This is a genomic window from Galbibacter pacificus, assembly GCF_029603165.1.
GTDB lineage: Bacteria > Bacteroidota > Bacteroidia > Flavobacteriales > Flavobacteriaceae > Galbibacter > Galbibacter pacificus.
The window spans coordinates 306267-325949 of the sequence record NZ_JAQSVC010000001.1 but is presented as its reverse complement, the minus strand read 5'-3'; the positions used below and the strand labels follow the sequence as shown (position 1 = coordinate 325949).

General features: G+C 38.8%; 19 protein-coding genes. 4 read left to right on the top strand and 15 right to left on the bottom strand.

Going from position 1 to position 19683, the window contains the following annotated elements:
* Nucleotide 1: 1 nt before the first annotated feature.
* From PSF86_RS01485 to mraZ, 11 genes are read right to left on the bottom strand one after another with little or no spacing between them, the layout of a single operon-like run.
* Complete coding sequence (locus PSF86_RS01485; RefSeq protein WP_277898283.1) at nt 2-721, bottom strand: cell division protein FtsQ/DivIB; 720 nt, start codon at nt 719-721, stop codon at nt 2-4.
* A complete protein-coding gene (gene murC, locus PSF86_RS01480; protein WP_277898282.1) occupies nt 705-2060 on the bottom strand; it encodes a UDP-N-acetylmuramate--L-alanine ligase in 1356 nt (451 codons plus the stop codon). Before murC ends, PSF86_RS01485 begins: the two co-directional genes overlap by 17 nt.
* 7 nt (nt 2061-2067) lie before the next feature.
* The gene (murG, locus tag PSF86_RS01475; RefSeq protein WP_277898281.1) at nt 2068-3165 is read right to left on the bottom strand and encodes an undecaprenyldiphospho-muramoylpentapeptide beta-N-acetylglucosaminyltransferase; all 1098 of its coding nucleotides are present in this window, start codon (nt 3163-3165) and stop codon (nt 2068-2070) included.
* Nucleotides 3152-4354 carry an FtsW/RodA/SpoVE family cell cycle protein gene (locus tag PSF86_RS01470; RefSeq protein ID WP_277898280.1) on the bottom strand — a complete coding sequence of 401 codons (1203 nt, stop codon included), beginning with the start codon at nt 4352-4354 and terminating at the stop codon, nt 3152-3154. The genes murG and PSF86_RS01470 overlap by 14 nt, the downstream gene beginning before the upstream one ends.
* A gap of 13 nt (nt 4355-4367) precedes the next feature.
* Nucleotides 4368-5702 (bottom strand): UDP-N-acetylmuramoyl-L-alanine--D-glutamate ligase, encoded by a 1335-nt coding sequence (gene murD / locus PSF86_RS01465; protein WP_277898279.1) that lies wholly within the window; start codon nt 5700-5702, stop codon nt 4368-4370.
* The gene (mraY, locus tag PSF86_RS01460; RefSeq protein WP_277898278.1) at nt 5702-6934 is read right to left on the bottom strand and encodes a phospho-N-acetylmuramoyl-pentapeptide-transferase; all 1233 of its coding nucleotides are present in this window, start codon (nt 6932-6934) and stop codon (nt 5702-5704) included. Before mraY ends, murD begins: the two co-directional genes overlap by 1 nt.
* Before the next feature lie 41 nt (nt 6935-6975).
* Complete coding sequence (locus PSF86_RS01455) at nt 6976-8439, bottom strand: UDP-N-acetylmuramoyl-L-alanyl-D-glutamate--2,6-diaminopimelate ligase (protein WP_277898277.1); 1464 nt, start codon at nt 8437-8439, stop codon at nt 6976-6978.
* Entirely contained in the window at nt 8436-10445 is a 2010-nt protein-coding gene (locus PSF86_RS01450) for a penicillin-binding protein (RefSeq protein ID WP_277898276.1), read from the bottom strand. Before PSF86_RS01450 ends, PSF86_RS01455 begins: the two co-directional genes overlap by 4 nt.
* 3 nt (nt 10446-10448) lie before the next feature.
* On the bottom strand, nt 10449-10766 hold the full coding sequence (locus PSF86_RS01445) for an FtsL-like putative cell division protein (RefSeq protein ID WP_277898275.1): 318 nt from the start codon (nt 10764-10766) through the stop codon (nt 10449-10451).
* 13 nt (nt 10767-10779) lie between these two features.
* A complete protein-coding gene (gene rsmH, locus PSF86_RS01440) occupies nt 10780-11676 on the bottom strand; it encodes a 16S rRNA (cytosine(1402)-N(4))-methyltransferase RsmH (RefSeq protein ID WP_277898274.1) in 897 nt (298 codons plus the stop codon).
* Nucleotides 11663-12142: a division/cell wall cluster transcriptional repressor MraZ gene (mraZ, locus tag PSF86_RS01435; protein WP_277898273.1), complete on the bottom strand. Its 480-nt coding sequence runs from the start codon at nt 12140-12142 to the stop codon at nt 11663-11665. The genes rsmH and mraZ overlap by 14 nt, the downstream gene beginning before the upstream one ends.
* Before the next feature lie 289 nt (nt 12143-12431).
* Here mraZ and PSF86_RS01430 point away from each other — a divergent pair, with 289 nt between their 5' ends.
* Both PSF86_RS01430 and yihA read left to right on the top strand, forming a co-directional pair.
* Complete coding sequence (locus tag PSF86_RS01430; RefSeq protein ID WP_277898272.1) at nt 12432-13196, top strand: alpha/beta fold hydrolase; 765 nt, start codon at nt 12432-12434, stop codon at nt 13194-13196.
* A 10-nt stretch (nt 13197-13206) separates the two neighbouring features.
* Entirely contained in the window at nt 13207-13815 is a 609-nt protein-coding gene (yihA, locus tag PSF86_RS01425) for a ribosome biogenesis GTP-binding protein YihA/YsxC (RefSeq protein ID WP_277898861.1), read from the top strand.
* A 4-nt stretch (nt 13816-13819) separates the two neighbouring features.
* Here yihA and PSF86_RS01420 read toward each other — a convergent pair whose 3' ends face one another.
* From PSF86_RS01420 to gldB, 3 genes are all read right to left on the bottom strand, one after another.
* Nucleotides 13820-14290 (bottom strand): DUF4252 domain-containing protein, encoded by a 471-nt coding sequence (locus PSF86_RS01420; protein ID WP_277898271.1) that lies wholly within the window; start codon nt 14288-14290, stop codon nt 13820-13822.
* Nucleotides 14291-14438: 148 nt separating this feature from the next.
* Complete coding sequence (gene gldC, locus PSF86_RS01415) at nt 14439-14774, bottom strand: gliding motility protein GldC (RefSeq protein WP_277898270.1); 336 nt, start codon at nt 14772-14774, stop codon at nt 14439-14441.
* Nucleotides 14774-15730 carry a gliding motility lipoprotein GldB gene (gldB, locus tag PSF86_RS01410; RefSeq protein ID WP_277898269.1) on the bottom strand — a complete coding sequence of 319 codons (957 nt, stop codon included), beginning with the start codon at nt 15728-15730 and terminating at the stop codon, nt 14774-14776. Before gldB ends, gldC begins: the two co-directional genes overlap by 1 nt.
* 214 nt (nt 15731-15944) lie before the next feature.
* Here gldB and nadE point away from each other — a divergent pair, with 214 nt between their 5' ends.
* Nucleotides 15945-16733 (top strand): NAD(+) synthase, encoded by a 789-nt coding sequence (gene nadE, locus PSF86_RS01405; protein ID WP_277898268.1) that lies wholly within the window; start codon nt 15945-15947, stop codon nt 16731-16733.
* Nucleotides 16734-16910: 177 nt separating this feature from the next.
* Nucleotides 16911-17540: a response regulator gene (locus tag PSF86_RS01400; protein WP_277898267.1), complete on the top strand. Its 630-nt coding sequence runs from the start codon at nt 16911-16913 to the stop codon at nt 17538-17540.
* A 50-nt stretch (nt 17541-17590) separates the two neighbouring features.
* Here PSF86_RS01400 and dnaG read toward each other — a convergent pair whose 3' ends face one another.
* Entirely contained in the window at nt 17591-19594 is a 2004-nt protein-coding gene (gene dnaG / locus PSF86_RS01395) for a DNA primase (RefSeq protein WP_277898266.1), read from the bottom strand.
* Nucleotides 19595-19683 lie beyond the last annotated feature (89 nt).

Here is a 19683-nt window from a genome sequence, read left to right as displayed (position 1 = left end):
TCTATTTTTTGGTACACACTACCTGATTGTCAAAACTTAGGTTTACAACCTTATATATATCCAGGGTTTTATCGTGCAACCCTTTTTGATAAAAAGCCTTAAAATTATTAAACTTAGATTCCAGTTCTTCTATTTTATTCAGGTACAAAACAAAATCTTCGGTTCTCAATTTTAATTCGTAATGATCTTCTTTTTGCTGGATGCCAATTACGTTCATCTTTAAAAAATCATCATCGTATATAAATTTGGCCAGTGTATATAACTCCGGCAATTTATTTTTTATACTGTTTCCTGTTACTAAAGGTACCCTAGCTGAATAAACAGGCGATAACGGCATCGTTTCTCCTTTTACATCAATATAAAAAGGTTTACTAGCCGCCACTCTTGCAATTGGTGTACGCTGACGTATTTTTGCCCCAACTTCCCCAGTTATAGATACATAGACATCAGCCTCTTGAACCATTTTATTGGCGTTGAGGGATTTCTCTATAATATTCAAAGCTAATTTTTCTTTGGGTACGCCCGAAGCAGTGTCCCGATTTTGTATCAACAATTTATTAACTGTGTTCCTTGTGATAAAATGTGCATTATCGTTTAGGAACTCAATACGGGAATTGTTGCTCAACATACGGCTATTGTTTCTTTTGTTTGAAAAAGAATACATAAAAACCAATGCAAGGAGCACTATTACTAATTTTATAAAACTAACATACTTTTTCACTTAACGCTTTTTTTATGCTATTAACTTCTTGTCCGATATCGCCTGCGCCGAGCGTTAAAAAGACTTGAGAACGGCTTGCTCTCAAAATCTCAGGAAGGTCTTGCTTTGCAACTTTTTGTTTGTGGCCATGGTCTATCATGTCCAGCAACCAATTAGCTGTTATTCCTTCAATGGGCTCTTCTCTTGCAGGGTAAATGTCCAGTAAAATAATCTCATCAAAACGGGCTAAGCTCTTTGAAAAATCTAGGGCGAAATCTTTTGTTCTTGAAAACAAATGTGGTTGAAATACCACCGTAATCCTTTTGTTTGGGTGTGTACTCGTAACAGCTTCATACACGGCATCTATTTCTGTAGGATGATGCGCGTAATCGTCTATATAAATTAAATCCTTTTCATTGATTTGGTATGAAAAGCGGCGTTTTATGCCTTTAAAACTGGCAAGCGCCCTGGCAAGGCGACTTAGGGGGGTGCCTAAAGTCGTCGCCATTGCCAATGCTGCCAATGCGTTTAACAAATTGTGTTTTCCTGGTTTGTTAAACATAACCCCATTTATGGTTTCTGTCGGGGTTACTAGGTCGAATAGGTAGGTTGAGTTTGTAATTGTTATATTTCTGATTGAAAAGTCCGAATTGTCTTCTATCCCAAAGGTAGTCCCCTGAATTGGCAACCCGTTTTTTACAAAAAGCTTTCCTTGTGGCTTCACTTTTTTAGAAAATTCAATGAATGTTTTTTTCATTTCGTTTTCATTTCCATATATGTCCAAGTGGTCGGCATCTATGGAAGTAATGCAAGCTACCATTGGCGAAAGGTGCAAAAAGGACCTGTCGAATTCATCGGCTTCCACAACGGTATACTCGTTGCCTTCAATTAAAAAATTACTGTTGAAATTTTCTGAAACCCCACCCAAAAAGGCTGTAATGGGGGTTCCCGTTTCTTTTAAAATATGGGCCAATATGGCGCTTGTAGTGGTTTTTCCATGAGTTCCAGCCACGGCAAAGCAATACGTATCTTTTGTTATGATGCCCAGTACGGCAGCGCGTTTTTGTATTTCAAAGCCATTTGCCAAAAAATAAACATACTCCTGATGCTTTTTGGGCACCGCAGGCGTATATACCACCAACGTTGCTTCTTTATCCTTGAAACTACGCGGAATTTTATCCACATCTTCTTCAAAATGAAGATCGATTCCCAAATCTGCAAGTCCGTCTGTAATTTCTGTTGAAACTTTATCGTAACCCGCTACATTTTTCCCAATGAACTTAAAATAACGCGCCAGACCAGACATGCCAATGCCGCCTATGCCCAAAAAGTAAACGTTATGTATTTTATTTAAGTCCATTTTATGCTTATGCAACTTTTTTTATTAATTTTTCTATTTCGTCAACAATATCGCTAGTGGCATTTGGCAACGCCATGGCTTTAATGTTGATGCCCAGCTCTTTTTGTTTTTCTTCTGAATTAAATACCGATAAAAATGTTTCTTCAAAAGTTGTGTCCAAGTCATTTTCCCTGATTAAAACAGCCGCATTGTTTTTTACAACTGCTGAAGCATTTTTAGTTTGATGGTCTTCTGCAACATTTGGCGATGGGATAAAAAACACAGGTTTCCCCACTATGGCCAATTCTGAAACAGAGATGGCCCCTGCACGGGAAATAATAATATCGGCAGCGGCATATGCAAGTTTCATATCGTTAATAAATGCGTGCACTTTTACGGTGTCGCCTTGGTGCTTTTTATATTCATCGAAGTACAACTTTCCGCATTGCCATATAAGTTGTACGTTATTTTCCTTAAAAAAGTTTAGCTCTTTTTCAATTAACTGGTTAATTCTCCTCGCTCCTAAACTTCCGCCCATGACAAACAGGGTTTTACAGTTCTTGGTCAATTGAAAAAATTTAAGGCCTTCTTCTTTTTTATCATCAATCTTTAATAAATCCTGACGGACCGGGTTTCCGCTTTTTATTATTTTATCAGCAGGAAAAAAGCGATCCAGGCCATTGTATGCCACAAATATCTTTTCTACGTTTTTTGCCAACCACTTGTTTGTTATTCCGGGGAAAGAGTTTTGTTCCTGCAATACGCACGGAATCTTTTTCCCTGAAGCAGCCTTTAACAATGGCCCGCTTGCATACCCGCCTGTTCCAACGGCAATATCGGGCTTAAACGATTTTACTATTTTTTTTGCCTTCCATATGCTGCTTATTAATTTAAACGGGAACATTAAATTTTTAAGCGTTAGCTTTCGCTGAATGCCAGAAATCCATAAACCTTTAATTTCGTAGCCTGCCTGCGGCACTTTTTCCATTTCCATCCTGTCTTGAGCACCTACAAAGAGGAATGAAGCGTCCGGGTACCGTTGCTTTAGCTCGTTGGCTATGGCAATAGCTGGATATATATGGCCTCCTGTGCCTCCTCCTGATAATATAAATCTATAACTGCTCACTTAAAATATCTAATGGGTTTTGATTATCGGCTTCTTCTTCAATTTGTTCCAAATCTTCTTGGCGTTTGGCGCTTACACTTAAAATAATTCCTATGGAAAGGCACGTCATCCAGATAGAAGTACCGCCGCTACTTACAAGTGGTAATGTTTGCCCTGTAACCGGGAATAGCTCTACGGCAACCGCCATATTTATAAATGCCTGAAAAACTATGGGCAATCCAGCTGCAATGACCAAGAGTTTCCCAAAGGTGGATTCCGACTTATGTGCTACTATTACTATCCTGAAAAGGAGCAGCAAATAAATAAAAACCATTGTAAGTCCGCCTATTAAACCATATTCTTCAATAATAATGGCATATATAAAATCTGATGAGCTTTGGGGCAAGAAATTCTTCATTACACTTTTTCCGGCACCCACGCCTACAATTCCGCCGGTTGCAATGGCTATTTTTGCTCTTTCTATTTGATAATCGGCCTCACTATCTCCTTCATCTGCAAAATTTTCAACCCTGCTTATCCATGTGTCTACCCTATTTGGGAATAGCCCCGGAAAAGCTTTGGCCGTTAAAACAAACATGGTTAAGCCCAATAATCCGGCTCCTACAATTGCTGCTAAATATTTCCATGGATAACCCCCCAAAAAGCATAATACCAAAACCATTAAAAAGATAATGGCCGTGGTAGAAAAATTGGCAGGGAGAATCAATATCAAAACCAAGAACACTGGCAACCAAAGTGGCACTATGCTCTCTTTAAAGGTTATTTTTTCATTTTTTATTTTTGCCAAATACCTTGCAACATGAATCAACAAGACAATAGAGGCCAATGTTGACGTTTGAAAAGTAATGCCCACAAACGGTACCTGAATCCACCTACTTGCATTTGCCCCACCAATGGTTGTCCCCTGTGCCAAAGTATATATTAAAAGTAATATGGTTATTGGCATGGCTATAATAGACAATCCTTTAAAATATCGGTAGGGTATTTTGTGCACCCCATAAATTATGGCCACGCCCAATGCCAGCAATATACCATGCTTGAGCAAATAGCCAAAGGTGGTACCGCTGCCTACCACGTATACCAAATTGGTACTTGCGCTATACACAGGTAAAAAAGAAAACAATGCCAACAGTGCCACTACAGCCCATATTGCCTTATCACCTTTTATATTTTTAAATAATTCCTGCACGTATATTTAGTTTTTATAAATTTTTAACGGCTTGTTTAAACTGGTCTCCGCGATCTTCGTAATTCTTAAACAAATCGAATGAAGCACATGCCGGAGACAACAGCACTGCATCGCCCCTTTCGGCTACTTCTTTACTAATTTTAACAGCATCCTGCATAGAAGTTGTCTCTACAATAAAGTCTACAACGCTCCCAAAAGTTTCAATAATCTTACCGTTGTCCAGCCCAAGACAAACAATCGCCTTTACCTTTTCCCGTACCAATGGCATTAAAGACAGATAGTCATTTCCCTTGTCCTGTCCACCGACAATCCAAACCGTTGGGGTATTCATACTATCCAAAGCATAGAACGTAGCATTTACATTGGTAGCTTTTGAATCGTTTATGTATTGCACGTTTTGAATTTTCAATACTTTTTCCAAGCGGTGCGAAGCGCCCTGAAAGTTTTCTAAACTTTCCCTAATGGTCGCTTTCCTTATTTTTACCAATTGCGCTACTGTTGAAGCTGCCATAGCGTTCTTCAAATTATGTTTCCCTTCTAGTGCTAAAGTATCTGTAGACATTTCTATATGCTGTTTATCTATATTAATTATTATGCTTTCATCTTTTAAATACGCTCCATTTTCTACTGTTTTTTCAATGGAAAACGGCAATAACCTTGATTGTACGGGATGCTTATCCAGCCAATCCCGAACAACGGGATCATCGGCATCGTAAATAAGGTAATCGTCTTCGGTCTGGTTCATGGCGATCCTAAATTTGGATGCGATGTAATTTTCGAACCGATAATCGTATCGATCTAAATGATCGGGCGTTATATTGGTAATTATTGCAATATGAGGCTTAAATGTTTCTATGCCATCCAACTGAAAACTACTGATTTCCAGTGCATACATATCTTTATCATTTTTGGCTACCATTTGGGCAAAGCTATCGCCTATATTTCCTGCCATTCCCACGTTTAGCCCCCCATTTTTAAGTATGTGGTGCGTAAGCATGGTGGTGGTGGTTTTACCATTGCTTCCGGTAATCCCAATAATTGTGGCTCTGGTGTAAAGCGATGCAAATTCAATTTCTGAAATCACTTTGATGCCTTTTTTCAAAAGTTCGTTAACCAGAGGAGCTTTATCGGGTATTCCCGGACTCTTCATTACCAGATCTGCATTCAATATTTTTTCTTCTGAATGCTTTTCTTCTTCCCAATCAATTTTAGAATTTATAAGAACGTTTTTATATTTTTCCTTTATTCTTCCTTTATCAGAAACAAAAACATCAAAACCCTTTTGCTTTCCTAAAACGGCAGTCCCAACTCCGCTTTCTCCCCCGCCTAGCACAACCAGTCTTTGCATTACCTCAGTTTAAGTGTTACAATGGTAACAATTGCCAAAAGGATCCCGATAATCCAAAAACGGGTTACTATTTTACTTTCATGATATCCTTTCTTTTGATAATGATGATGCAAGGGCGACATTAAAAAAATACGTTTCCCTTCGCCAAATTTTTTCTTGGTATATTTAAAGTAGCTCACTTGCATTACCACCGATAAGTTTTCGGCTAAAAAGATTCCGCAGAGAATGGGTATAAGCCACTCCTTTCTAATGGCTATTGCAATAACAGCTATAATACCACCAATGGTCAAGCTTCCCGTATCTCCCATAAATATTTGGGCAGGGAATGCATTGTACCATAAAAAGCCTACCAGGCCACCCGCAAAAGCGGCAATAAATATGGTTATTTCCCCGGCACGCGGAATGTACATTATGTTTAAATAGTCTGAAAAAATGATGTTACCCGAAATCCATGCGAAAATTCCCAGTGTAAGCACTATAATTGCCGATGTGCCAGCGGCAAGGCCATCGATTCCATCAGTAAGGTTTGCCCCATTTGAAACAGCCGTAATAATAAAAATCACTATAGGGATAAAAATGAGCCATGCGTAGCTTTTATAGTTATCGCCCAACCAAGAAATCAACATTGCGTAATCAAACTCATTGTTCTTTACAAACGGGATGGTGGTTTTGGTTGACTTTTCTTCTTCTCCGTATTCCTGCGTTACATCTCCATTTGATACCACCTCGATATTATTGGGGGCCTTTAATTCTTCTTTTACGGTTACTTCTGGATGAAAATATAGCGTTGCACCAACTATAATCCCTATTCCTATTTGGCCAAGGATTTTAAACCTCCCTTTTAGCCCTTCTTTGTCTTTTTTGAAAATCTTAATATAGTCGTCTACAAAACCAATGGCCCCCATCCAAATAGTAGTTACCAATAATACGATTATGTAGATATTTTCCAGTTTTGCAAACAGCAATACGGGAATTATGGTAGCCAGGATAATAATGATACCTCCCATGGTCGGGGTTCCCGCTTTTTGCGACTGCCCTTCCAGACCTAATTCCCTTACGCTTTCGCCTATTTGTTGTGCACGTAAATAATTGATAATCCTTTTACCGTAAATGGTAGAAAACAATAATGATAAAATAACAGCAGCAGCAGCCCTGAAGGTGATAAACTGGTATAATCCCGCTCCAGGCAATTGATAGTTTTTTTCTAAAAATTCGAATAAATAGTATAACATATAAATTTTTGTTTGGCCCTATTCTAAAAGGAACCGCTGCGTTATTTTTTTATGTGCGTTAATAATTTTTTCACCACTTTCATATCGTCAAAATCACTGCGGACGCCATTTATTTCCTGATAGGTTTCATGCCCCTTCCCCGCAATAAGAATGATATCGTTTGCCTGTGCAAATTGGCAAGCTGTTTTTATGGCCTGCTTTCTGTCTTCAATAGAAAGTGTTTTATTAAAATTTTGGGGCTCGACTCCACTTTCCATTTCTTCTATAATTTTGTTTGGGTCTTCGGTCCGGGGGTTATCAGAAGTAAAAATTGCCTTGGTGCTCAAGGTCGACGCTATATTTGCCATTATTGGCCGTTTTGTTTTGTCCCTGTCGCCCCCACAGCCTACAACCGTTATCAACGTTTCGTTACCTGTGCGAATGGCATTAATGGTTTCCAGGACATTTTTTAAAGCGTCGGGTGTATGTGCATAATCTACTATGGCCGTAACCTTATCATCTGAAATAAAATACTGAAAACGGCCACCCACACTCTCCAGTTCGCTTATATATTTTAATATTTCTAGTTTATCAAGCTCAAAAAGGTCGGCTACCGCATAAACGGCCAATAAGTTGTATGCATTAAAACTCCCAATTAAACGCGACCAGACTTCGTTATCGTTTACTTTTAAAAGCAATCCGGTAAATTGATTTTCTAATATTTGGGCTTTATAATCGGCATATGTTTTTAAGGCATAGGTAATTTTTCTGGCTTTTGTGTTTTGCAGCATGACCACCCCGTTTTTATCATCCACATTAACGAGGGCAAAAGCATTTTTGGGGAGTTCATCAAAAAAGCGTTTTTTAGTGTCTCGGTATTCGGCGAATGTTTTATGGTAATCTAAATGGTCATGGCTTAAATTGGTAAAAACACCGCCTGCAAAGTTCAGGCCCATAGTGCGTTCCTGATGAATGCCATGCGAACTTACCTCCATAAAACAGTACTCTACCCCGGCATCGTTCATCATTTTTAAATACCTATTAATGGTCATGGAATCCGGGGTTGTATGTGTTGCCGGATATTCTTTACTCCCTACCATTACCTTAACCGTAGACAACAAACCTGTTTTGTATCCTGCTTTTGTAAATAACTGGCTCAAAAGTGAGGTAACCGTTGTTTTACCATTTGTTCCGGTAACTCCTATCAATTTTAAGTTTTGTGAAGGGTTTCCGTAGAAATTCGCAGCCATTACCGCCAATGCTTTGTGTGCATTTTCTACTTCAACATAAGTAATCCCATTGACAAGCTGCTCCGGGAGCCTTTCGCATACTACAGCAATGGCGCCTGCTTCGACTGCCTTGGTAATATAATCATGACCATCTACAACAGTACCGGGAACTGCCACAAAAACATCATCCAGGGAAACTTTTCTGGAATCAAAATGAACATCGTTTACATAGGTAACCGTATTACCGGCTACAGCATTGATATTCACTTTGTATAATATGTCTTTTAACAAAATCATGACAATTGCAATACAATGGTTTGGTTTGTTTTTATTTTTTCTCCACTTTTAAGCGACTGGCTTTTTACCACGCCAATACCGCTTCCTTCTATTTTTACCTTTAATCCAAGGTTTTCTAGAATAGAAATAGCATCCATGCCACTCATTCCCTCAACATTGGGCACAATCTCGTTTCGTTTTTTTACTTTGGCGTAATATGCTTTATAATCTTTTTCTACTGCTCCATCTTCTTCGTTTAATTCTTCAATGGTATCTATAAGCGGAGAATTGGTATAAATTTTTTGTGCTATGCTTTTAAAAACCGGCCCGGAAACATCGGCTCCAAAATAACCAACGCTTTTATCGGGTTCGTGAATAACAACAATGCATGAGTATTTTGGGTTTTCGGCAGGAAAGTATCCAGCAAAGCTGGATATGTAATTCAACTTGCTTTTATCCCTATAATCTTTTTGACAGGTACCTGTTTTTCCGGCCATTGAAAAATTTGGAGAGTACAATCCATGTCCGGTTCCATGCTTATATTCCACTACATTTTTCAACATTGCCTGTACTTCTTTTATGGTTTCTTTTGAACAAATTGATGGATTTATAACTTCTTTGTCAAACTTATAAATTACCTTGTCCCACTCCCTGACTTCCTTAATCAACCTTGGTTTTACCATTTCGCCGCCGTTTGCCACGGCATTATAAAAAGCAAGCGTTTGCAATGGCGTAAAAGACACCCCATAACCATAGGCCATCCATTGCAATGCTATTCCGCTCCAGCGGTCTTTATCGTTTGGATGTGGAATAATGGGAGCCCCTTCTCCTTTTATGGACAAGCCCAATTTTTTGTTAAGTCCCATATTGTATAGGCGGTTTACAAATTTTTCGGGCTGGTCTCCATAATATCCATCTATAATTTTAACAATCCCAACATTTGACGAACGCTCCAAAACTTCAGCTACCGTTATCTTTCCATAGCCTCCAATTTTAGAGTCCGTTACCTTCTCTCCGTAAAAGGAAATAACCCCTTTTTCGGTATCGATAATATCTGTGGTATCAACGGCATGATCTTCCAGAGCAGCAATCATGGACATCAACTTAAAGGTAGATCCGGGTTCGTGAGACTCGCCCACGGCATAATTTAACCGTTCGTAGTATTTTCCACCTTTTGTCCTTCCCAGATTTGAGATTGCCTTGATTTCTCCGGTAGCCACCTCCATAACCACTACCGAGCCGTGATCGGCCTTGTATTTTTCCAATTGGCTCAACAAAGCATGATGAGCGATATCCTGAATATTTACATTAATGGTCGAAACCACATCATAACCGTCTTTTGGCTCGACCTCATTGTAATCGGTTATGGGCTTCCACTGTCCTTTTGCTATTTTTTGCTTCAACCTGTGTCCTTCCGTTCCCCTTAAATAATCGCCAAAAGCACCTTCCAGTCCAACCCTTGTGTAATAACCTTTATCGTCTACGCGTTCATAACCCACACTTCTATGTGCCATTCCGCCCAAGGGATATTCCCGCTTGGTTTCCTGTTCAACGATAAGTCCGCCCTTGTATGGCCCAAGGTTGAACAGCGGAAAATTTTTAACACGGATATAGTTTGTATAGCCAAGATCGCGTGCTATAAGCAAGTACCTGTTTTTATTGGCACGCGCTTTTCGAAGTAAATTTTGATAATATGATGCAGGCCTGCCAAGTATTAACGACAACGAATCGGACAACGGCTTTAAGTTTTCCTCAAAAACTTTGTGCTGCGGCGTAATTGCATCAAAACGGATATCATATTTAGTAACGGAAGTAGCCAGCAAGCTACCATCGTCTGAATACAGGTTACCCCTTTTTGGCTCTATTGTAAAATTCTTAATAGTGCGTTGTTCTGCCAACCCCCTGTATTTTTCTCCATCTACTACTTGAATGGTAATAAGTTTTACCACCACGGCCAAAGCGAAGAAAAACATACATCCGGCCACAAAATACAATCGGCTTAATATGTTCTTATCGGTTATTGGCATAATTTATTTTTTTTGAGCTACCATTATTTTTTTCGGTGGAATTAAAGAAGGCCTCAATCCAGATGCGGCCACTTTTTCTGTTACGTTCGATTCCAGCTTCACTTGCTGAACTTTTGTCCTGACATCTACAAATTCGCTCCTAAGCTCCATTACCTCATCGTTCAACTTTGCCAGTTCATGTACTTTTTTATCGGCATGGTGCGCACTAGAAATCATGATAACGGCCAATATTGAAACAAAAAGAAAAAACCTCCAGTTTTTTACCGAATCATCGCTTATGAGAAACTTCCCTTTCAATAAATCTAAAATCCCTTTCTTCATAACACTTCATTTTCTATAGCTTTTCCGCTATCCTAAGTTTAGCGCTTCGCGCCCTATTATTCACTTTAATTTCTTCTGCGGAAGGCGTAATCAAGCCCCCCACCTTTTTAAACGGAACATTGATGTTTCCATAAAAATCTTTCTCCGGCTCCCCTTCAAACTTTCCGTTTCTTATAAATCTTTTTACCAGACGGTCTTCCAACGAATGGTAGCTTATTAAACTAAGCCTTCCGCCTGTGTTTAAAATTTCGGCAGTTTGCATTAAAAATTCCTTTAGCACCTGCACCTCTTGGTTGACTTCAATACGGATAGCTTGATATATCTGGGCCAATATTTTATGCTCCTTATGCTGAGGCAAAAACTTCTTCAGGGCCTGTTTTAACCCTTCGGTAGTTTTTATTGGAGCTTCTGCCCGCTGCTGGACAATAGTTTTTGCAATAGCCCCGGCATTTCTTAGCTCTCCGTACATACTCAACACGTTTCGCAACGCTGCTTCTTCATAGTTGTTCACAACCTCAAAAGCAGAAACAGGATTTTGTTGGCTCATCCTCATGTCCAATTCAGCATCAAAACGCGTTGAAAAGCCACGTTCCGGAATATCAAATTGATGTGAGGACACTCCAAAATCACCCAAAACCCCATCAACCTTTACTATTCCGTTAAATTTCAAAAAACGCTTTATAAACCTAAAATTTTCTCCTATCAATAAAAATCGTTCATCGTCGATTGCATTCCTTGCCGCATCTTCATCTTGATCAAAAGCTATCAACCGCCCCCTTTCACCAAGCCTAGCCAATATTTCCCTGGAATGCCCGCCGCCGCCAAATGTTACGTCTACATATACCCCATCATCTTCCACATGAAGTCCGTCTACAGCCTCCTTCAACAATACCGGGTTATGATACTCCATCCTCATAGTTGTTTACCTCAAACCCGCCCATTACATCTTCGGCAAGGTCAGAAAAAGACCCGGCGCCTTCGTCAAGCACGTTATAATATTTTTGCTTGTCCCACACTTCAATCCTATCGATTGATTCGGAAAGAACCACTTCTTTTTCAATCCCCGCAAACGCCATTAAATTTTTAGGAAGGGAAAGTCTTCCATTTGCATCAATCTCCACCACTCTCACTCCTGCCGTAAACTGACGGATAAAATCGTTATTCTTTTTCACAAAACGGTTTAGTTTACCAACCTGCTTCATTTCCTTTTCCCAAGCAGCCATGGTATAAACTTCGAGGCATTTTTGAAAAATAGAGCGCTTTAGCACCAAACCGTCCTTAAGAACGGGCGCTAATTTGGCACGCAAAGAAGATGGCACCATAATGCGCCCTTTGCTATCTGCCTTACACTCATACTCTTCTGAAAACTGAATCACTCAATCCGTTTTAGCGGTTAACTTTTTCAAATATAGAGAATTATTTACCACTTTTTACCACTTTTCGTCACTTTTTACCACTTTGTTGATAAATTCTCCGTTTTTTACGCCAACCAACAGTAAATCCAATAGTTATAAAATTGTTAATAAGTGCATAATTGCCGTGGCGAAAGCGAAAATTCATAATTTTACATTTTTAAAATGGGCAAATTCCGGCATTGAGCAGAAATGATTTATTATAAGCTCGAAATGCCTATATTTGTTCCCGAAGAAATGTAACTAACCCTTAATGGCACACGATTTAAAGAAGGAAGGTAAATTTACTTATTTAGAAGTTGGAGAAGGAACCCCCATGATTGTATTGCATGGTTTAATGGGGGGGTTAAGCAATTTTGACGATGTAGCTGATTATTTTTCAACAAGAGGATACAAGGTGTTAATCCCCGAATTACCTATTTACAAAATGTCTTTATTGAAGACAAACGTAAAAAGCTTTGCTAATTACTTAGAGAAATTCATTGAGTATAAAGAGCTGGAGGAAGTAATTCTTTTAGGCAACTCTTTAGGAGGACATATTGGCCTTTTACATACCAAACTTTATCCCCAAAAAGTTAAGGCACTTGTAATTACGGGGAGTTCTGGGCTGTATGAAAATGCCATGGGAGACGGATATCCCAAACGTGGCAATTACGAATTTATTAAAAAGAAAAGCCAGGATGTTTTTTACGACCCCGCCGTTGCAACCAAAGAAATTGTAGACGAGGTATTTGCAACGGTTAACGACCGGAACAAGCTTATAAAAACATTGGCCATAGCCAAAAGCGCTATTAGGCACAACATGGCCAAAGACCTTCCGCACATGCATACACCGACTTGCATTATTTGGGGCGAAAACGATACGGTTACGCCACCTAGCGTTGCAAAGGAGTTTCATGAGCTTTTGCCAGACTCTGATATTTTCTGGATAGACAAATGCGGGCACGCACCCATGATGGAACATCCCAACGATTTTAATAGGATTCTCGACAAATGGCTTACTGAAAGGGATTTATAAAACTAAAATGATGCAAATAAAATCGGCTTCTTTTGTAATGAGCAACTCTAATGTGGAAAAGTGCCCTAAAGAGCCAATACCCGAATATGCCTTTATTGGACGGTCTAACGTTGGGAAATCCTCGTTAATCAACATGCTTACCAACCGCAAGCACTTGGCAAAGACATCTGGAAGGCCAGGGAAAACACAACTTATCAATCATTTTAAAATTAACGAAAACTGGTTTTTGGTAGATTTACCAGGGTATGGTTATGCCAAAGTTTCTAAAAAGCTCAAAAATACATTTCAAAAATTTATAACCGAATATTTTAAAAAGCGTAACCAATTGGTCTCTGCATTTGTTTTGATTGACATTCGCCACAGTCCGCAAAAAATAGATATGGAATTTATGCAATGGTTGGGCGAGCATGCAATTCCGTTTTCCATTATTTTCACCAAATCCGATAAGTTGAAACCCGTGGAAATTCCCCAGAATGTAAACAATTACTTACAGGCAATGACCGACGACATCTGGGAAGAAGCCCCAAATTATTTTGTAACTTCATCAACTTCTGGAGCCGGAAAAGAAGATGTTTTAAGTTACATTGAACAGATAAACCAGCAGATTACAAAAAATTAACCTTTTATTTTATTTCTGCAACGGCATTGTTCACTAACCTGTCCAAATCTTTAATTTTTATATTTCCCTCAGCACTTAAAACAACAAAATCTTCATCATCCTTAACTTTCAACAGCACCTCCTTGATTTTGTTTCTTTTTTGATAGTAAAAAAGCCCCACTTTGCTACCGTCGCTGTTTACGTACATTAAAGATTCGTAGCCTTTTCGCTGAACAAAATCATCAAACTCATTTTCAAGATATTGAGAACTCTCTTCTTCACTAATCAACACTCTGTATTTATGAATTCCCGATACTACTTTATTGATTTCCCTAAAATCTTCATCATCTACAAACATTTTGACCAAAAAATTGGATGCACTTAATGAAAAAGCGATGTCTTTTTTATTTTCTTTTCTGAAGGAATCGTAGGGCGTAGAAGCTCCACAAGAGACTATCAAAAAGGAAACTGCTGCTAATATTGCTATTTTTCTCATAATTAAAATATTGGTTATATGCTTACGACGAATTGCAACACATATTGTTACAGCCAACATTAAAATCAATATTCCCTATACTAGCTCGGGCAGTTACTTTTAGTACATCGCGGCCCCATTTTGGAAATTCATGCACCTATTTGATGCTTTACTTTTTTAATTCCAGTTTTTCTGCAAAATAATCGCAAAAATCCCGCATGGTAGCCGTCATTTTCTCGTCTTGGGTAGCCCTAAAATAAGTATCGCTTAAAGATACCAAGGTCTGGTGCATAAATTTTTTCATTTCATCAACGGGCATATCTTTGGTCCAAAGGTCAATTTTCAAGGTTTCCTGTTGCTGGCTGTTCCATACAGAAAGCAATAAAGCCTTAGCGGCTTCATTTTCTACGCCCCCGTCTTTTGCGGTCCAAAACAATTTCTCCGGAACTTTATTTTCATCGAGTTCTATACGTAAGTTTATATCCGATCTATGCGATTTTGCCATTATTTTTTGGGTTTGTATTTTGAGTTATTAAAAATTTCTTCGGCCGAAGCATTCAACATATGCTGCAAAGATACTTCATTATTTTCCATATATGCATTTACAATTTGCCAACCTATATATTGCCCCAATCTACCGGGAGATTCATTATCGAGCTCTAAATAAAATTTTGAAAAAGGCGCCGGATGGATAAACCGTTCCTGAAGTTTGGCATCGGTAGAAAAAAGAAGCTCTCTTTCCACAAAGTAGCGCCAAATATAGCCTTCGTCGGCAATGGCCCATTTTAATTCTTCATCCGTATAGCCAAGCTGGACTTCCTTGGCCGTGTTGGGTAAAAACAAATGTACCATGTAATATATTTTCCCATAATAAACCATTTGCGCAATAAAGGTGCGGTTTTGTGGCGGCCGCACTTTGCTTTTGGCAATGGTCTTTGCCATATCGACAGGGATTTTCGAGGCTTCAAAATTTTTTCTGATGTACTGCTGAATCCCTTTATAAAACTTATGGTCGGGACCCAAATAATTATCCAGGCCCAGCAAAAGCAGGGTATCGGCATAAATAACCCGGTTTTTATAATCAACATCAGAAATTACGGTAACTATTTTTGGCGGTTTAAAATCTGTAAAATAATATTTTATATGTTGAAACAGGGAGCTAAACTGAGCAGTATCGTTTTCAAAATCGGCAAAGCGTTTGTCTATCTCGGCATACAATTCTTTTTGCAAGGTATCGTTCATCCTGTTTGCCCAAATGCTGTCGTTATATTCCGCTGGAAACAAATAAGGGTATTTATTTTTTAACTTCGGAAGGTCTTTTGTAGACGAATTATTAAAAACCTCATCAAACCTATCAATACGGACATGCACTTCTATTTTTGCTATTTCCTGCTCCAATTTATTTTCTTTTGAGCAAGAAATTATCAATATCGCAATAAGCAAACCCAAAATTTTGTTCATACGCATATTTTTTAATCCTTTAAAGGTTTCCCTTTTGATAAATTTAATAATCTGTTACATTTGCTTACAAAGTTAAAACGAATACGAGGATTACGTTCAAAAAAAATCGACTATCTTGTGATTTCCCCTCCCGATAAAAATTGAGGAATTGAACCTTCCAAACCTTTACGAATATATGATTTACTTATTTTCAGCAAACAAAAAATTTATATAAATGAAAACCGATAAAGTAATTGCCCACATTGTAAGCTGGTTAAAAAATTATGCCGAAAAAGCAAACATGAACGGATTTGTAATTGGTGTTTCCGGCGGCATAGACTCGGCGGTCACCTCCACGCTTTGTGCCAAAACCGGACTGGAAGTACTATGTTTGGAAATGCCCATTCATCAAGCCGATAATCAAGTTAGCCGTGCCATAAACCACATTAAATGGCTACAAAGTAATTACAGCAACGTTAAAATGACAAAAGTAGACCTTACTCCTGTTTTTGACAGTCTCGTAGCTTCTTTCCCAAAGGTGCAAAACGAAGAAGAAAGATTTATGTCGCTCGCCAATGCAAGAGCCCGTTTGCGCATGACATCTCTTTACTATTTTGCCGCATTGAATAAATATCTGGTGGCGGGTACGGGAAATAAAGTAGAAGATTTTGGGGTAGGCTTTTATACCAAGTATGGAGACGGCGGCGTAGACCTTAGCCCGATTGCAGACTTGTTAAAAACAGAAGTCTATTCCATAGCCAAAGAACTCGGCATTAACGAAGACATTCAAAAAGCCGCCCCAACAGATGGTTTATGGGGCGACGACCGAACGGACGAAGACCAAATAGGTGCTTCTTACCCCGAACTGGAATGGGCAATGAAAATGACATCCGAAGGAAAAAAATCTACCGATTTTGAAGGGCGTGAGAAACAAATAATCGATATTTATACCAAATTGCACAACGCCAATAAGCACAAAATGGTTCCAATTCCCGTTTGTGAAATACCAGCAAGCCTTAGGTAAACAAAAAAGAGTAGAACTTTTTTTCGAAATTACCCCCTTTTTTATTTGGTGTGTAAGATTTATTTTACTATATTTACTTACAAATAATATAAAATACCCCCAAGCCAACATGATGGTGCTAGAATAGCATCCTCTTTTGTTATGGCTTATTCGAAACTAACTTTAAAATGGTTAATTATGATTAAAGTTCTAGTGGCTGATAACCATCCCATAGTAAGGATAGGCCTTGAAACAGCTCTTAAAAAAAACGACATTATCGAGATTATTGGCAATGTAAGTACAACTTCTGAACTTTTTAGCGTACTCTCATCTAAGCAACCCGATGTGGTGTTGTTGGAAATGGATATTCCCGAAGTAAATGGAATTACCGCCTTGAGAAAACTAAAAAGAGATTATGGAAACGTTAAAGTACTAATTTACAGCGGGCAACCCGAAGACGTTTATGCACTCAGCACTTTGCGGGCAGGTGCTTCTGGCTATGTGTCCAAAACTGCTTCTATTGAAATATTAACTGGGGCCATTGAAAAGGTTGCCGAAGGTGGTATGTTCATCACCAATGAATTGGCACAGCGCCTAGCATTTGATGAAAGCACCAACAAGCCCCGAAAATTATTTAGAAAATTATCCACCCGTGAAGTCGAAGTGTTAAAACTTTTGTCTGCCGGTAAGCGAAATAAACAAGTAGCCGAGGAACTAAATCTAAATGAGAAAACCGTGAGTACCTACAAAGCAAGGCTCATGAGAAAATTAAATGTAGACAATATGGTCGATATGTTGCAACAGGCAAAAGCCTTGGAACTTTACTAAAGACCTTCTTGTCCTTACAATTAAAAAAGGTGCCTTTTCGGGCACCTTTTTTAATTGTAAAAAGTAGTGTTGGTAACCAGACCAAACCTATCTGAAAGAATTTTTCTTAAGCTCCAATAGTTCTTTATATCTTCCATTTGGTCCATCGAAGCATTATTATTAGCACCAATGGCCTCATGAATACTATCAACCAACATATTAAGAAGTTTTAACCGCAACATTGAAATGGTTTGAAAAACCAATAAGCGAACCGACATATCCTTATCCTTCACCAAAATATCTTTGCTTTCCCAATTGGAAAGTGCATACTTTTCTTCGTTCATCAATATATCTACCACGACTGCATTTTGCTTGAACGACAATTTTTGCAGGAAATCATCCATTTTAAGCGCTCCTTCAACGTTAAAACATTCAATCAGGATGTTGTATATTTCGTTAAAATCGGTATTGGCAAACTCAATTTCATCGGTCTGGAGGTCCAAAAATATTTTTTCGTAAACCTTCATATCCACTTTTACCTCATTTTCGATCATATTGCCTTCTTCATCTTCCTCTAAAACAACGTCGTTAAAAGTTTCAGTCTTATCTCCATGAAAAAGCAGTATCCCAATAATGGCCTTTTCCAGTTCATCTAATTGGTTTATTTTCCCCGAAGCTGTACTTTCGGCATCTTTAACTACGTTAAACGTATTCTTTTTTTGCTCCTCCTTATGCTTTTTATTGGCCTCAGCTACTTCTTTGTTTCCTAGCTGAGCCAACGTATTGTAAAGCACATCTTCTGAAATATCCATAATACGGGAACATTCCTGCACGTATACCTCCCTTTGGATACGGTCTGGGATTTTGTAGATACTGTTTACAATCTCCCGAATGGTATCTGCCTTTTTAATGGGGTCGTTCTTGGCATCTTTTACCAACAAAGAAGCTTTAAAACGAATAAAATCGGTTGCATTTTGGTCGAGAAACTCCTTTAGCTCACTATCGGTATGCGCCCGGGCAAAACTATCGGGGTCCTGCCCTTCGGGAAATGTGCAAACCTTTACGTTCATGCCCTGCTCCAATATCAAATCTATCCCCCTTAAAGAAGCTCTTAATCCAGCAGCATCGCCATCAAATAATACCGTAATGTTTTTGGTAAGCCTGTTTATCAATCGTATTTGTTCCGAAGTCAATGCGGTACCGCTTGATGCCACAACATTCTCTATCCCGCTTTGGTGAAACTGGATAACATCGGTATACCCTTCTACCAAATAACAATTGTCCTGCTTTGCAATGGCCTGTTTGGCATGATAAATACCGTACAATACCTTGCTTTTGTGGTAAATGTCGCTTTCAGGGGAATTTAAATATTTGGCGGCCTTTTTATCGTTGGTTAAAATACGTCCGCCAAAACCAAGCACACGACCACTCATTGAATGAATAGGGAACATTACACGCCCCTTAAAACGGTCGAACATTCTTTTTTCAGTAGTTCCCTCTTTTTTCTTAATAATAGTGAGCCCGGTTTTTTCCAGAAACTCCAATTGATACCCTTTACCCAGCGCTTCTTTGGTAAAGGCATCCCACTCGTCCAGAGAGTATCCAAGTTTAAACTTATCTATGGTTTCCCGGGTAAAGCCCCTTTCTTTAAAATAGGTCCCGCCAATGGCTTTTCCCGGCTCTGTAGTTTTTAAATTATTTTGAAAGTTTTTTTGGGCAAACTCCGAAACCAAATACATGCTTTCTCGTTCACTTGCTTTTTCCTTGGCTTCATTGGTCTGCTCGGTTTCCTCAACTTCTATATTGTATTTCTTAGCTAAATATTTAATAGCCTCTGGATATGTATAATGCTCATGCTCCATTAAAAAAGCAACCACATTCCCGCCTTTGCCACTACTAAAGTCTTTCCATATCTGCTTAACCGGCGACACCATAAAACTAGGTGTACGCTCGTCTGAAAACGGACTAAGTCCCTTAAAGTTAGAACCCGATTTTTTTAATTGCACAAAGTCGCCAAGCACCTCCTCTACCCGTGCGGCATCAAATACTTTATCTATGGTTTCTTTTGAAATCAAAATCTAAGCGGCTTTTTTATAAAAATAAAGATTCTCCAAAAAAAGGGAATCAAAAATAATGAATATCTGTTAAATATATGGTGACGATT

Excerpts from the sequence above, each read along its gene's own strand:
- murD (WP_277898279.1), bottom strand. The coding sequence starts at position 5,702 with ATGCAAAGACTGGTTGTGCTAGGCGGGGGAGAAAGCGGAGTTGGGACT.
- nadE (WP_277898268.1), top strand. The coding sequence starts at position 15,945 with ATGAAAACCGATAAAGTAATTGCCCACATTGTAAGCTGGTTAAAAAAT.
- gldB (WP_277898269.1), bottom strand. The coding sequence starts at position 15,730 with ATGAACAAAATTTTGGGTTTGCTTATTGCGATATTGATAATTTCTTGC.
- PSF86_RS01400 (WP_277898267.1), top strand. The coding sequence starts at position 16,911 with ATGATTAAAGTTCTAGTGGCTGATAACCATCCCATAGTAAGGATAGGC.
- mraY (WP_277898278.1), bottom strand. The coding sequence starts at position 6,934 with ATGTTATACTATTTATTCGAATTTTTAGAAAAAAACTATCAATTGCCT.
- PSF86_RS01455 (WP_277898277.1), bottom strand. The coding sequence starts at position 8,439 with ATGATTTTGTTAAAAGACATATTATACAAAGTGAATATCAATGCTGTA.
- PSF86_RS01445 (WP_277898275.1), bottom strand. The coding sequence starts at position 10,766 with ATGAAGAAAGGGATTTTAGATTTATTGAAAGGGAAGTTTCTCATAAGC.
- yihA (WP_277898861.1), top strand. The coding sequence starts at position 13,207 with ATGCAAATAAAATCGGCTTCTTTTGTAATGAGCAACTCTAATGTGGAA.
- gldC (WP_277898270.1), bottom strand. The coding sequence starts at position 14,774 with ATGGCAAAATCGCATAGATCGGATATAAACTTACGTATAGAACTCGAT.
- PSF86_RS01430 (WP_277898272.1), top strand. The coding sequence starts at position 12,432 with ATGGCACACGATTTAAAGAAGGAAGGTAAATTTACTTATTTAGAAGTT.
- rsmH (WP_277898274.1), bottom strand. The coding sequence starts at position 11,676 with ATGGAGTATCATAACCCGGTATTGTTGAAGGAGGCTGTAGACGGACTT.
- murC (WP_277898282.1), bottom strand. The coding sequence starts at position 2,060 with ATGGACTTAAATAAAATACATAACGTTTACTTTTTGGGCATAGGCGGC.
- PSF86_RS01450 (WP_277898276.1), bottom strand. The coding sequence starts at position 10,445 with ATGCCAATAACCGATAAGAACATATTAAGCCGATTGTATTTTGTGGCC.
- PSF86_RS01420 (WP_277898271.1), bottom strand. The coding sequence starts at position 14,290 with ATGAGAAAAATAGCAATATTAGCAGCAGTTTCCTTTTTGATAGTCTCT.